The organism is Streptomyces sp. NPDC104226 (genome assembly GCF_055584085.1).
Genome location: NZ_JBVJMS010000016.1, coordinates 84,379 through 96,962 on the forward strand (window position 1 = coordinate 84,379; position 12,584 = coordinate 96,962).

Below are 12,584 nucleotides of genomic sequence, written 5' to 3' on the forward strand. Positions count from 1 at the left end.
CACTGACAGCGACCTCCGTATTAAGCGTGGAACAGATCACCCCGGAGCAGGCGTCCGTCGCTCCATGTGCCCGCTCACCTGCTCAGAGTGCCTGTGCGGCCGGCTTGACCATGCCCCGCACTGTGCGCGACTTCACAAACTCGCCCATGGCCGTCATCTCCCATTCGCCCGAGAACTGCCTGATCAGCTTGGCCATCATCACGCCGGTCTGCGGCTCGGCACTGGTGAGGTCGAAGCGGACCAGTTCCTCGTTGGTCGCGGCGTCGATGAGGCGGCAGTAGGCCTTGGCCACCTCGGTGAACTTCTGCCCCGAGAAGGAGTTGACGGTGAAGACGAGCCCCGTCGCGTCCGCGGGCAGCCGCCCGAGGTCGACGACGATCACCTCGTCGTCGCCCGCGCCCTCACCGGTGAGGTTGTCCCCGGAGTGCTTGATGGAGCCGCCCAGGATGGAGAGCTTGCCGAAGTAGCAGCTGTCGATGTGGTTGCGCTGCGGGCCGTACGCGATGACCGAGGCGTCCAGGTCGATGTCCCGGCCGCGGAACGCGGGCTCCCAGCCGAGGCCCATCTTGACCTGGGAGAGCAGCGGCCGGCCGCCCTTGACGAGGGACACGGTCTGGTTCTTCTGGAGGCTGACCCGGCCCTTGTCGAGGTTGATCTTCCCGGTACCGGGGGCGGCAGCGGCGGCCGGAGCCGCGACCGGTGCGGGGGCGACCGGCGCGGGCGCCGGGGTGGCCCCGGGGGCGCCGGTGGTGAGCCAGGGGGAGGCCGCGTAGGTGGGGGGAGCCGGGGGCGCCGGCGGGACGGGCGGGGCGACCGGGGCCGGGGCGGCGGCCGGAGCCGGCTCCTCGTCCACCGAGACCCCGAAGTCGGTGGCGATTCCGGCGAGGCCGTTCGCGTACCCCTGGCCGACCGCGCGCACCTTCCACACGCCGCCGCGCTGGTAGATCTCGACGACCACCAGGGCGGTCTCCGTGCCGAGCTGCGGCGGGGTGAAGGTGGAGATCACCGCTCCGCCTCCGGCGTCCCGCACGGTGGCGGTGGGCTCGATGCCCTGGAAGGTCTGGCCCGCGGCGTCCGGGCTGGCGGTGACGACGATCCGCTCGATGCCGGGCGGGACCGCACCGGTGTCCACGGTGATCGAGTCCGGTGCCGTGCCGCCGCCCGAGCGGTAGGTGACGCCGGGGCCGGACGGCTGGTTGAAGAAGATGAAATCGGCGTCGGAACGCACCTTGCCGTCGGCGGCCAGCAGCAGCGCGGACACGTCGAGCCGCACCGGGGCAGCCACGTCCACCGTCACGCGGACGGCATTGAGCGGCAGGTTGGAACCAGGGGTCATAGCGGTCATGCCGGGAGAACGACCGAGGTGGCTTTGCCGTTCCCTTACTTTCACCCGGTTTCCCGCTTCTTCACCCGCGTCCCACCCGTGCTCCACCCGTGCCCCATCCACGCCCCACCCCCCCGTCCCGCCCGCGTCTCAGACGCGGCCCTGGTTCCGGGGGTGGTTCCTGGCCGTCCGCTCGTTGCCGAACTTGTACGAGCCGGTCCAGCGCGCCATCACGAGCTGGGCGTCACCCGCTTCGACCTCGGCCAGGAAGGCGGCGGCCCGCCCGCCCCGGAGGGTGGCGGCGGACCGGCCCTGGTGGGTGATGACGACGCTCTGGTCGCCCCGTTGTTCGTACGTGAATCCGTGAGGTCTTGGCATGGGGCCGAGCGTGCCGTCCCCGGGCGGCGGACCGCAACGCAATATGTGCCCCGCCGTGCGGTCCCAGCCGTGCCGAGTAAGATCCTTTTTGCGGTGATTTCATGCGCTACGGAAGAGGTCTTGCTCATGCCTGCTGGTGCAGCTCTCACAGTCGAATCGATCGGACCGGTGGACGTCGCCGTGGTCGCCTTCGACGGCAACCGGTTCAACGGCGACGTGGCCCCCGCCCTGCGCGAGCTCCAGGAGAGCGGAGTGGTGCGCATCCTGGACCTCACCTTCGTCCGCAAGGAGCGGGACGGCGCGGTGTCCGTGGTGGAGCTCGCCGACTCCGAGGTGGCCGGTCAGTTCGAGCGGGTCCTCGGCGAGGAGTTCGACCTGCTGAGCGACGAGGACCTGGAGACCGTCGCGCAGGGCCTCGCCCCGGAGTCCTCGGCCCTCGTGGTGGTCTGGGAGAACTCCTGGGCCACCCGCCTGGCCTCGGCGCTGCGGGGGTCCGGGGGAGAGGTGCTCTTCATGGAACGCATTCCGCGGGACAGCGTGGAACGCGCCGTCGCCGCACTGGACGAGAAGTAGGGGAGGACGGTCATGCCTCGACGTTTCGGGCGCCCGGGTCTGCTGGGCGCGATGGCGCGCACCGCGGTCGTGGCGGGTACGGCCACCGCGGTCTCCGGCCGGGTGCAGCGCAACCAGGCGGAGCGCGCCGCGCAGCGGCAGTACTCGGCGGACGCCGAGCAGCAGGCCCTGGTCGACCAGGCGGCGGCCCAGGCGGCCGCGCAGCAGCAGGCCTGGCAGCAGTCGCAGCAGGCGCCGCCGCCCCCGCCCGCCGCGGCGCCGGTCGACAGGGTCGGCCAGCTCACCGCGCTGGCCGAACTGAAGGCCCAGGGCCTGCTCACCGACGAGGAGTTCGCTGCGGAGAAGGCCCGGGTCCTGAACGGCTGACCGGGCCTCCACGGCCTGGGCCGTCTCTTTCGGATCGTGCCGGGCCCGCGTCGGCCGACAAGATCAGAAAGAGACGGCCTAGCCTCCCGTGACCCGGCGCGGGAGGTTCAGGGGGTTGGCCTCGCGGAGTTCCGCCGGGAGCAGGGCGTCCGGCACCGACTGGTAGGCCACCGGGCGCAGCCAGCGCTCGATCGCCGTGCCGCCGACCGAGGTGGAGTGGGAGGTCGCCGCCGGGTAGGGGCCTCCGTGGTGCTGGGCCGGGGCCACCGCCACACCGGTCGGCCAGCCGTTGACCACGACCCGGCCCGCCAGCGCCGTGACCTGGGAGATCAGCTCCGCCGCCGGACCCGGGCCGCCGTCCGCCTCGGCGGCCGACAGCTGCAGGGTCGCGGTGAGGTTGCCGGGGAGCCGCCCGAGCAGGGCGGCGGCCTCGTCCTGGCCGGCGTACCGGGCCAGCACGGTGACCGGGCCGAAGCACTCCTCCAGGAGCACCTCGTAGGGTCCGCCCTCCAGCAGGGTCCGCACCGGCACGCTCAGGTAGCCCGCGCCGACGGTGTGCTCGCCGCCCGCGCCGGGCGTGACGGGCGCGTCGACCCCGGGCAGCGCGGCGCGTTCGCTGACCCCGGCGACGAAGTTCTCCCGCATCCGGTGGTCGAGGAGCACCCCGGGCCCGGTCTCGCCGAGCGCCTTGGACAGGGCGCCCGCGAGCCGGTCCCCGTCCGCGCCCTCGGGGACGAGGACCAGGCCCGGCTTGACGCAGAACTGGCCGACGCCGAGCGTGACCGAGCCGGCCAGCCCGCCGCCGATCTCCTCGGCGCGTTCCGCGGCGGCCGCCGCGGTGACCACGACCGGGTTCAGGGAGCCCAGTTCCCCGTGGAAGGGGATCGGCACGGGCCGCGCGGCGGCCGCGTCGAACAGGGCCCGCCCGCCCCGGATGGACCCGGTGAACCCGGCGGCGGAGACCAGCGGGTGCCGGATCAGCTCCAGGCCCGCGTCGAAGCCGTGGACCACGGCGACGACCTCGGCGGGCAGCCCGGAGGCGACGGCGGCCCGGCGCAGCAGCGAGGCGCACAGCTCGGAGGTGGCCGGGTGGTCGGGGTGCGCCTTGACCACGACCGGGCAGCCCGCGGCCAGCGCGCTGGCGGTGTCGCCGCCGGGCACGGAGAAGGCGAGGGGAAAGTTGGAGGCGGCGTAGACCGCGACCACGCCCAGCGGCACCTTGTAGCGGCGCAGCTCGGGGCGGGGCGGAGCGGTGGTGGGATCGGCGCGGTCGATGCGGATGTCGAGGTAGGAGCCCTCGTCCACGGCGTCGGCGAAGGCGCGGAACTGGCCCGTGGTGCGGGCCAGCTCGCCGGTGAGCCGGACGGGCCCGAGCGCGGTCTCGGCGTCGGCGGCCTCGACGACGTGGGAGGCCGCCTCGTCGAGCAGGTCGGCGGCGGTGCGCAGGAAGGCGGCGCGCCTCCCGGCATCGGCCAGCGAGCCGCGGGCGGCGTGGGCCGCACGCACGGCCGCGTCCACCTCCCGGGGTGTGGCCTCCACCGCAACCTGCTCGCGGTGCTTCCCGGTGCGGGGGTCCACACTCCAGACTGGTGTTGCTGCCATGGCGAACTGCCTCCTGGATCTACGCTGACCCGCGCGGACGCGTTCAGTATTGTGAACGCTGTTCAGTTGGATGAATGATCACATCCACCGTGGACTCTATTTCCGTGTCTTCCGGGTTGACAAGAGACAGCAAGAGAACAGAGGGGCGCGAAGGCGGATGACCACCACAGCTGAGTCGGGGGGCTCGGGCGCACCGGCGGCCGTCAAGTCGGCGGTACGCACGGTCCAGTTGCTGGAGCACTTCGCGTCCCGGCCGGGGCTGCACAGCCTTGCCGACATCCAGAGCGACCTCTCCCTGCCCAAATCCAGCCTCTACATGCTGCTGCGCACCCTGGTGAACCTGGGCTGGGTGGAGACGGACGCGACGGGCACGCGGTACGGCATCGGCGTACGGGCCCTGCTCGTCGGCAGCTCCTACATCGACGGGGACGAGGTGGTGGCGGCGGCGCGGCCCACGCTGGACCGGCTCTCCGACGACACGACGGAGACCATCCACCTGGCCCGCATGGACGGGACGAGCGTGGTCTACCTGGCGACCCGGCAGTCCCAGCACTACCTGCGTCCCTTCACCCGCGTCGGGCGGCGGCTGCCGGTGCACTCGACGGCCCTCGGCAAGGCGCTGCTGGCCACGCACACGGACGAGGAGGTACGCGCCCTGCTGCCGCGGCGCCTCGAAGCCGTCACCGAGCACACCATCACCGACCGGGACCGGCTCATCGAGGAGCTGGCCCTGGTGCGGGAGCAGGGGTACGCGGTGGACCGGGAGGAGAACACGCTGGGACTGCGCTGCTTCGGCGTGGCCGTGCCGTACCGGACGCCGGCGCGGGACGCGGTGAGCTGCTCGGTGCCGGTGGCGCGGCTGACGCCCGGGCACGAACGGGGCATCAAGGCGGCACTGTTCGCGGCGCGCGACCGGCTGTCGGTGGTGACGCGGCGCATGTAGCGGCGGAGTCGCTGCGGGGCTGCCGCGGGCTGCGCGCGGGGTTGCTGCCGGGCGGCGCTGCGGAGGGCCCGGTTCCTCCCCCGGGCGGGGGAGGCGGTTCCCCTTCAAGGGGGAGGTGGCGGGGCGACGGACGCGGGACCGTTGAGCCATGACCACACGAACCGCGCAGCCGCAGCCCGCATCCCGACCGGCCCACGACTCCGTACCGACCTCAGCTTCCGTGACCTCCGCCTCTGCGCCGGGCGGGCCCCGGACCGGGGTCGGGACCGGGGTCGGGGTCGGGCGCAAGGTCCTGGCAGCGGTGGCCGTCGCCGCCACCCTCCCCTACCTGACGCTGAAGGCCGCCTGGCTGACCGGGAGTCACCTCGGGATACCTCCCGGCAGCGTGCTGCTGGAGCCCCGGCTGTTCCTCACCGTGGCGAATGCCGTCACGGTGCTGATGGACGCGGCCGTGATCCTGCTCGTGCTGGTGCTCATCAGACCCTGGGGCAAACGGGTTCCGGCCTGGCTGCTGGTCGTTCCGAGCTTCGTCGCCACAGGCCTGCTCACGCCCATAGTGATCGGGTTCCCCGGCCAACTGCTCCTGCGGGGCCTGGGCCTGGGACCGGACGCGGTCGAGCGGGCCGCGGGCAGGCCCTTCCTCGACGACTGGGTCTTCCACGTCGTCTACACGGGCTTCATCGTCCAAGCGATAGCCCTGGCAGGCCTCTTCGTCCCCTATGCGCGGGAGCGCTGGGGCCGGCTCTGGCAGGGCCCCCTCGGCACGCGGCTCCCGTCACCCACGGGGGTGGTGGCGGGAGCCGCGGTAGCACTCGGGGCGGCGGTCGCGGCGGCGCACTTCTACTGGGCACTGGGCGGCACGGCCGGGCGCAACGCGTCGCAGATCGCGCAGTACTCCTCGGACACCGCCGTGGGCTCCGCGGTCCACGGGATATGCGCGCTGACCGCGGCCGTGGGAGCGCTGCTGCTGGCCAGGGGCGGGACCCGGCGGGCGGGATGGCCCCTGGCCGTGGCGTGGACCGGGGCGGCGGCGACCCTGTGCTGGGGGATGTGGATGCTGGCGGCCTTCACCAGCGGCGACCCGGCTCCCGGCGAACGGACCACCACCGCGAGCTATGTGATCTACGGTGGTCAGATGATCACAGCCCTCCTCGCGACCGCAGTCCTGGGGCGGTTCCTCGCCGGCCGCCGCGCGGTCTGAGGGAGGGGCGGGAGTGGAGCGGCGGCCGAGGTGGAGACCCCTGCGCTGGATCCATCTGATCCTCGGCGGGGCCCTGCTGATGCCGTACTTCCTGCTCACGGAGGTGGTGGTCGGCTTCCTCGCAGGCGGGGCCAACGCAACGGCCTCCCTCCCGCTCAGCCTCGCCGCCTACGCCGCCGCCCTCCCGCTCGTCGCCGTCACCGGGCTGCTCCGGCTGGTCCGGCCGATGTCGGTGGCCGCCGCCCGGGCCCTGTGCGGGGTGCCGGGGGAGCGGTTCGCCGAGGGGCCGGCCCGGAGCTGGGCGGCCCGGGGGAGGGCCGCGGCCTGGTGGACCCTGCACCTGGGGGTAGGTGCCCTGGTCAGCGGGGTGAGCCTGGCGGTGCCGCCCATGGCGGTGGTGCTGCTCGCCCTGCCGTTCGTGAGCGCGCTGCGGGAGCTGCCGGTCGGGATCGGCCCGTTCGACGTACAGGCCCATCGGTACGCGGCCCCCTTGCTCGGGATCGCGCTGCTGGCCGGGCTCGTACTGTGCGCCGCCGGTGCGGGGGCGCTGCTGGCACGGCTGGCGCCCGTACTGCTGGGGCCGACGGCGGCGGACCGGCTGGCGGCCGCCGAGGAGCGCGCCGCGGACCTGGCGGTCCGCAACCGGCTCGCGCGGGAGCTGCACGACGCCGTCGGGCACGCCCTGAGCGCGGTCGCCCTCCAGGCGAGCGCCGCCCGGCGGGTGCTCGACAGCGACCCCGGCTTCGTCCGGGAGGCGCTGGCCGCGATCGAGGACACCACCCGGCGCACGGTGGGGGAGCTGGACGCCGTCCTCGGCCTGCTGCGCGAGGACGACGGAGCGGGCGCCGGGGGTGGCGGGCTGCCCGCCGCTCCGACGCTCGCCGCCGACCTCGACGGGCTGCTGGCCCGCAGCCGGGCCTCCGGGATCCCGATCACCGCCCGCCAGGACCCGGGACCGGCCGGCGACTGGGGGCGGCTTCCGGCGATCGCCTCCCGGGAGGCGTACCGGATCGTGCAGGAGGGGCTGAGCAACGCACTGCGGCACGGGACGGGCCCGGTCGATCTGCGGATCCTCGTACGGGTGCGCGGTGGAGACGAAGAACTGGAGATCACCATGACGAACGATCCGGCGGCCGCGGCCGCTCCGGGGGCCCGCACCAGCGGGGGCCGGGGTCTGCAAGGAGCCGCCGAGCGGGCCGCGCTGCTCGGCGGACAGGTCGAGGCCGGGCCGCACGAGGGCCGGTGGCGGCTGCGGGCCGCCCTCCCGATTGGTGGGGGCGTCCGGTGACGACGCCGACTGTGCCGACGCCGCCTGCGCCGATGACGACGCCGATCCCGGCGCCACCGTCGGCCCGGCCGCCGCTGCGGCTGGTCGTGGCCGACGACGAGCGGATGGTCCGTACCGCCCTGCGGGTCATCCTCGATGCCGAGCCCGACCTGGAGGTGGTCGGGGAGGCGGCCACCGGAGCCGAGGCCGTGGCGGTGGTCCGGGCGCTCGCCCCGGACGTGGTGCTGATGGACGTGCGGATGCCGGAGATCGACGGCATCCGGGCCACCGAGCGGATCCTCGCCACCATGGCCGAGCCGCCCCGGATCGTGGTGGTGACCACCTTCGAGAACGACGCCTACGTGTACGACGCGCTGCGCGCGGGAGCCGCCGGGTTCCTCCTCAAGCGGGCCGACCCCGACGAGCTGACCGCCGCGGTCCGGCTCGTGGCGCGCGGGGACTCGCTGCTCTTCCCGGCGGCCGTCCGCTCCCTGGCCGCCGCCCACACCCCGCCCGGGGGCGTCCCGGCCGCCGCCCCCTGGGTCGCCCGGCTCACGGACCGGGAGGCCGACGTGCTGCGGCTGATGGCCGCCGGGCTCTCCAACCACGAGGTGAGCGAGCGGCTCGGAGTCGGCCCGCAGACGGTCAAGACGCACGTGGCCGCGGTGCTGGCCAAGACCGGTTCCCGGGACCGGACCCAGGCGGTCATCGCGGCGTACGAGGGCGGCTTCCTCATGAAGAAAGGCTGAGAACTCCGCCACAATCGGGGCAGAGCGGAACGGCTGGGACGGCTGGGTCGTCCTTCTGGGGGATGAACAAGACGATCAGGCGTGCGTCGGTCTTCTGTCTGCTTCTGGTGCTGGCCCTGTTGGTGCGGGTCACGTGGGTGCAGGCGTACCAAGGCCAGGCCCTCGCAGACGACAAGAACAACCGGCGCAACCTCATCGGGAAGTACGAGAACCCGTTGGGGAACATCATCGTGGGCGGGGAGGCGATCACCGGCTCCGCCGACACGGGCGGCAAGGACTTCCGGTACAAGCGGACCTACACCGACGGGCCGCTGTACGCCCCGATCACCGGCTACAGCTCCCAGGCCTTCGGGGCGAGCATGCTGGAGGGCGTCTACAGGGACGTCCTCAACGGCACCGACAACCGGCTCAAGAGCGTCATGGACACGCTCACCAACAAGCGGGCAGCCCCGGGCAACGTGCTGACCACGATCGACAAGGACGTCCAGAAGGCCGGCTACGACGCGCTCAACGGCATGCAGGGCTCGGCCGTGGCGATCGATCCGACGACCGGAGAGATCCTCGCCGTCGTGAACAACCCGTCCTTCGACCCGGGCAGCATCGCGGGGGCGGGCGAGGCGGACCAGAAGGCCTGGGACGTGCTCAACGCCGACAAGGGCAAGGCCCTGGAGAACACGGCGCTGCGCAAGCCGCAGGCGCCCGGTTCCACCTTCAAGCTGGTCACCCTGGCGGCGGCCATCGAGAACGGCCTGGTCACGAACATCGACACGCCGACCGGGATCCCGGGCGACTACACGATCCCCGGCACGCGGACCAAGCTGCCCAGCGAGGCGGGTGACGCGGGCTGCAACAACGTCTCTCCCCGGACCGCACTGCGGCTGTCCTGCAACAACGTCTTCGCGGAGTTCGCCCACAAGCTCGGCCAGGACAAGATGAAGGCCATGGCGGAGAAGCTCGGCTTCAACGTGGAGCAGGAGATCCCCGTCGCGGCCCGCCCGGCCAGCAAGTACCCGACGAAGAAGATGTCGGTCGACCAGGTCGCACAGACCGGTATCGGCCAGTTCGACGTCCAGGCCACGCCGCTCCAGATGGCGATGGTGACGGCCGCGATCGAGAACGGCGGCAAGCTGGTCGCCCCGCACGAGGTCTCCGAGGTCACCGATTCCAACGGCAACGTGCTGCAGAGCTTCAAGGACCCCAAGTCCCAGCAGGTGATGAGCGAGAAGACCGCCTCGATGATCCGGGACGCGATGCGGACGGTCGCCACCGAGGGCGGCGGCAAGCCCGCGCTGGTCACGGGCGCCGAGGTCGGGGCCAAGACCGGTACCGCCCAGCGCGGTGTGAACAACAGCCTGGCGCCGCTCGCCTGGTTCACCTCGTACGGGAAGATGGGCGGCAAGCAGATCGTGGTCGCTGTGGTGGTCGAGCGCTCGGACACCGACCGGTCGGAGATCGGCGGCGGCAAGCTGGCCGCGCCGGTCGCGCAGAAGATGATGCAGGCCTGGCTGAAGAAGTAGCGGCCCCGGCCGAAGGGGCGGCCGCGCCGGGAACCGACCAGGTTCCCGGCGCGTTCTCCTTCCCATGATCCGGACCGCGCAGCCCGAAGACCTCGACGCCATCGCCGCCCTCCACACCCGGGCCCGGTCCACCTATTACCGGGGCCGGATACCCGAGGAGGCCTACGGCGGCGCCGCCGAGCTGGCGCGCGCCCGCGAGGGCTGGTCCCGGGCGGTGGCCCGTGCCGGGGCGGACGGCGGGGTGCTGTGCGCCGAGAGCGGCGGCGAGCTCACCGGGGTGGCGGCGTTCCGTACCGCCGACGGCGAGACCACCCTCACCCAGCTGCACGTGGACCCCGACCACTGGCGCCGCGGCACGGGGGCGGCCCTGCACGCCGCCTGCCTCGACGCCTGGCGCCGCGCCGGCGTCCGCAGGGTCCGCCTGGAGGTCTACGAGCACAACCTGCGCGCCCAGGCCTTCTACGCCACCCACGGCTGGCGCCCGGATCCCACCGGAGCCCGGGTCGCGGGCTCGCACCGCATCCTGTGGCTCACCGTGGGGGACACGGCCGGGGAGTGACCCGCCCGGGGACCGGTCCGTCCGGGGAATGAGACGCGGCGGCAGATGGTTGAACACGGAACAGTTGATTCCGTGGAGGGAAGAAGGAACATGCGCGTCGAGATCTGGAGCGACATCGCCTGCCCGTGGTGCTACATCGGCAAGGCCCGGTTCGCCAAGGGGCTGGCCGACTTCGCACACCGCGAGGAGGTCGAGGTGGTCTACCGCTCCTTCGAGCTCGACCCGAACGGCCCCAAGGGCCAGGTGGCGCCCGTCCTGGAGATGCTGGCCAAGAAGTACGGCCGCACCCTGGAGGAGGCCCGCGGCATGGAGGAGCACGTCGCCGAGAGCGCCCGCGCCGAGGGGCTGACGTACCGCACCGAGGGCCGTGACCACGGCAACACCTTCGACATCCACCGCCTGCTGCACCTCGCCGCCGACCGGGGCCGCCAGGAGGAGCTGCTCGACCTCGCCTACCGCGCCAACTTCGGCGAGGAGCGCTCCGTCTTCGACTCCGAGGTGCTCGTCACGCTCGCCGTCGAGGCGGGACTGGACGAGGCGGAGGCCCGCGCGGTGCTCGCCGACGAGTCCGCGTACGCCGCCGAGGTGCGGGCCGACGAGCGCGAAGCGGCCGAGCTGGGCGCGAACGCCGTGCCGTTCTTCGTGCTGGACCGCCGCTACGGGATCTCCGGCGGCCAGCCCGCCGAGGTGTTCACGCGGGCGCTGGAGCAGGCCTGGGCCGGCCGCGAGGTCCTCGCGCCCGCGGCCCCCGAGGGCGAGGCGTGCGAGCCCGACGGTGCGTGCGCGGTGCCGAGCCCGTAAGGCCCCGCTATAAGTAGTCCTTTGGTGTGGTGAGGGAAGTTCGGCAATGGACTTTGGGATGGTCCTGGCGCAGAGTGAAGGTCATGGACCTCTCTGCGCCCGGGATCGTCCGCGACGAGTTCGCGCCCTCCCTCACCTATCTCAACACCGCCACCTGCGGGATCCTCCCGCGAGCCGCCGTCACCGAGGTGCGGCGGCTCGCGGAGGCGGCCGGGGCCGGACTCCCGGAGGGCTTCGGCGACTTCGACCGCGTCGAGCGGGTCCGGGAGTCGTTCGCCCGCCTCGTCGGGGTCCCCGCGGACCGCGTGGCCGTCGGCTCGGCCGTCTCCACCCATGTCGGCCTGGTCTCCGCCTCCCTGCCGCCCGGATCCGAAGTCCTCTGCCCGCAGGGTGAGTTCGCCTCCGACATCAACCCCTTCGCGGTGCGCGACGACCTCAAGGTCCGCTTCGCCCCGCTGGAGTCCCTCGCCGAAGCCGTCGGCCCGGACACCGCACTGGTCGCGCTGAGCGCCGTACAGTCCGCCGACGGGCGTACGGCGGACCTGGCGGCCGTCCGCGCCGCGACCACCGCGCACGGGGCGCGGATGCTGGTCGACGCCTCGCAGGCGGCCGGCTGGCTGCCCTTCGACGCGAGCCCCTACGACTACACGGTCACCGCCGGCTACAAGTGGCTGCTCGCCTCGCGCGGGGTCTCCTACCTCACGGTCTCGGAGGAGGCCCAGGACGCCCTGACCCCGCTGCACGCCGGCTGGGTGGCACTCGCCGACATGTGGGACGCCATCTATGGCCCGCTGCGCGAACTCGCCCCCGGGGCCCGGCGCTTCGACGAATCACCGGCCTTCCTGGCCTACCACGCCGCCGAGCCCGCGCTGGCCCTGCTGGAACGGATCGGCATCGACGCCGTCCACGCCCACGACACCGCCCTGGCCGCCCGCTACCGCGCCGGTCTGGCCCGGCTGGGCCACGAGCCCGTCCCGGGCGGATCCCCGATCGTCTCGGTACCGGGACTGGCCCACCGTCAGGCCGCCCTGCTCGCCGCGGGCATCTCCGCGTCCGCCCGGGCGGGAAGCCTGCGGGCCTCCTTCCACCTCTACAACACCGAGGCGGACGTGGACCGGCTGCTGAACCGCCTGGAGGGCTGAACCCGGGCGGGCGGGCAGTCGGGCGGACCGGCGGCCGGCTGTCGGCCGGACCCCCGCACCGGCAGGGCGGCCGGGCTGCCCAACCGCCTCACCGGCAGGGCGGCCCGACGGCCCAACCGCCTCACCGGCAAGGCGCCCGGACCACCGCATCGCTCAGGCCGG

13 protein-coding genes are annotated in these 12,584 nt (G+C 73.3%); 10 read left to right on the plus strand and 3 right to left on the minus strand.

The window, feature by feature from the left end:
• Positions 1-82 precede the first annotated feature (82 nt).
• Positions 83-1,336, minus strand: coding sequence for a TerD family protein (locus ACZ60J_RS36950; RefSeq protein ID WP_469688557.1), 1,254 nt, complete (start codon positions 1,334-1,336; stop codon positions 83-85).
• A gap of 138 nt (positions 1,337-1,474) precedes the next feature.
• Positions 1,475-1,702 (minus strand): hypothetical protein, encoded by a 228-nt coding sequence (locus tag ACZ60J_RS36955; RefSeq protein ID WP_469688558.1) that lies wholly within the window; start codon positions 1,700-1,702, stop codon positions 1,475-1,477.
• Positions 1,703-1,828: 126 nt separating this feature from the next.
• On the opposite strand from ACZ60J_RS36955, the gene ACZ60J_RS36960 reads away from it, so the two are divergent.
• On the plus strand, positions 1,829-2,275 hold the full coding sequence (locus tag ACZ60J_RS36960; protein WP_469688559.1) for a DUF6325 family protein: 447 nt from the start codon (positions 1,829-1,831) through the stop codon (positions 2,273-2,275).
• 12 nt (positions 2,276-2,287) lie between these two features.
• Positions 2,288-2,641, plus strand: a complete 354-nt coding sequence (locus tag ACZ60J_RS36965; protein ID WP_469688560.1) for an SHOCT domain-containing protein — start codon at positions 2,288-2,290, stop codon at positions 2,639-2,641.
• A 78-nt stretch (positions 2,642-2,719) separates the two neighbouring features.
• On the opposite strand, the gene ACZ60J_RS36970 is transcribed toward ACZ60J_RS36965, so the two are convergent.
• On the minus strand, positions 2,720-4,243 hold the full coding sequence (locus tag ACZ60J_RS36970; RefSeq protein ID WP_469688561.1) for an aldehyde dehydrogenase (NADP(+)): 1,524 nt from the start codon (positions 4,241-4,243) through the stop codon (positions 2,720-2,722).
• 157 nt (positions 4,244-4,400) lie between these two features.
• Between ACZ60J_RS36970 and ACZ60J_RS36975 the strand changes: the two genes are divergently transcribed.
• The 8 genes from ACZ60J_RS36975 (at position 4,401) to ACZ60J_RS37010 (ending at position 12,422) form a co-directional block, all read left to right on the plus strand.
• The gene (locus ACZ60J_RS36975) at positions 4,401-5,186 is read left to right on the plus strand and encodes an IclR family transcriptional regulator (protein WP_274552515.1); all 786 of its coding nucleotides are present in this window, start codon (positions 4,401-4,403) and stop codon (positions 5,184-5,186) included.
• Positions 5,187-5,334: 148 nt separating this feature from the next.
• Positions 5,335-6,387, plus strand: coding sequence for a hypothetical protein (locus ACZ60J_RS36980; RefSeq protein ID WP_469688562.1), 1,053 nt, complete (start codon positions 5,335-5,337; stop codon positions 6,385-6,387).
• Between the two features lie 13 nt (positions 6,388-6,400).
• Entirely contained in the window at positions 6,401-7,675 is a 1,275-nt protein-coding gene (locus ACZ60J_RS36985; RefSeq protein WP_469688563.1) for a sensor histidine kinase, read from the plus strand.
• A gap of 32 nt (positions 7,676-7,707) precedes the next feature.
• A complete protein-coding gene (locus ACZ60J_RS36990) occupies positions 7,708-8,403 on the plus strand; it encodes a response regulator transcription factor (RefSeq protein ID WP_469688564.1) in 696 nt (231 codons plus the stop codon).
• Positions 8,404-8,465: 62 nt separating this feature from the next.
• On the plus strand, positions 8,466-9,920 hold the full coding sequence (locus ACZ60J_RS36995) for a penicillin-binding transpeptidase domain-containing protein (RefSeq protein ID WP_469688565.1): 1,455 nt from the start codon (positions 8,466-8,468) through the stop codon (positions 9,918-9,920).
• Positions 9,921-9,984: 64 nt separating this feature from the next.
• Positions 9,985-10,479 (plus strand): GNAT family N-acetyltransferase, encoded by a 495-nt coding sequence (locus tag ACZ60J_RS37000; protein WP_469688566.1) that lies wholly within the window; start codon positions 9,985-9,987, stop codon positions 10,477-10,479.
• Positions 10,480-10,569: 90 nt separating this feature from the next.
• On the plus strand, positions 10,570-11,280 hold the full coding sequence (locus tag ACZ60J_RS37005; protein WP_469688567.1) for a DsbA family oxidoreductase: 711 nt from the start codon (positions 10,570-10,572) through the stop codon (positions 11,278-11,280).
• A gap of 83 nt (positions 11,281-11,363) precedes the next feature.
• Positions 11,364-12,422, plus strand: coding sequence for an aminotransferase class V-fold PLP-dependent enzyme (locus ACZ60J_RS37010; RefSeq protein ID WP_469688568.1), 1,059 nt, complete (start codon positions 11,364-11,366; stop codon positions 12,420-12,422).
• Positions 12,423-12,584 lie beyond the last annotated feature (162 nt).

Coding starts and splice junctions, on each gene's coding strand:
- ACZ60J_RS36950 (WP_469688557.1), bottom strand. CDS start 1,336: ATGACCCCTGGTTCCAACCTGCCGCTCAATGCCGTCCGCGTGACGGTG.
- ACZ60J_RS36955 (WP_469688558.1), bottom strand. CDS start 1,702: ATGCCAAGACCTCACGGATTCACGTACGAACAACGGGGCGACCAGAGC.
- ACZ60J_RS36960 (WP_469688559.1), top strand. CDS start 1,829: ATGCCTGCTGGTGCAGCTCTCACAGTCGAATCGATCGGACCGGTGGAC.
- ACZ60J_RS36965 (WP_469688560.1), top strand. CDS start 2,288: ATGCCTCGACGTTTCGGGCGCCCGGGTCTGCTGGGCGCGATGGCGCGC.
- ACZ60J_RS36970 (WP_469688561.1), bottom strand. CDS start 4,243: ATGGCAGCAACACCAGTCTGGAGTGTGGACCCCCGCACCGGGAAGCAC.
- ACZ60J_RS36975 (WP_274552515.1), top strand. CDS start 4,401: ATGACCACCACAGCTGAGTCGGGGGGCTCGGGCGCACCGGCGGCCGTC.
- ACZ60J_RS36980 (WP_469688562.1), top strand. CDS start 5,335: ATGACCACACGAACCGCGCAGCCGCAGCCCGCATCCCGACCGGCCCAC.
- ACZ60J_RS36990 (WP_469688564.1), top strand. CDS start 7,708: ATGACGACGCCGATCCCGGCGCCACCGTCGGCCCGGCCGCCGCTGCGG.
- ACZ60J_RS36995 (WP_469688565.1), top strand. CDS start 8,466: ATGAACAAGACGATCAGGCGTGCGTCGGTCTTCTGTCTGCTTCTGGTG.
- ACZ60J_RS37000 (WP_469688566.1), top strand. CDS start 9,985: ATGATCCGGACCGCGCAGCCCGAAGACCTCGACGCCATCGCCGCCCTC.
- ACZ60J_RS37005 (WP_469688567.1), top strand. CDS start 10,570: ATGCGCGTCGAGATCTGGAGCGACATCGCCTGCCCGTGGTGCTACATC.
- ACZ60J_RS37010 (WP_469688568.1), top strand. CDS start 11,364: ATGGACCTCTCTGCGCCCGGGATCGTCCGCGACGAGTTCGCGCCCTCC.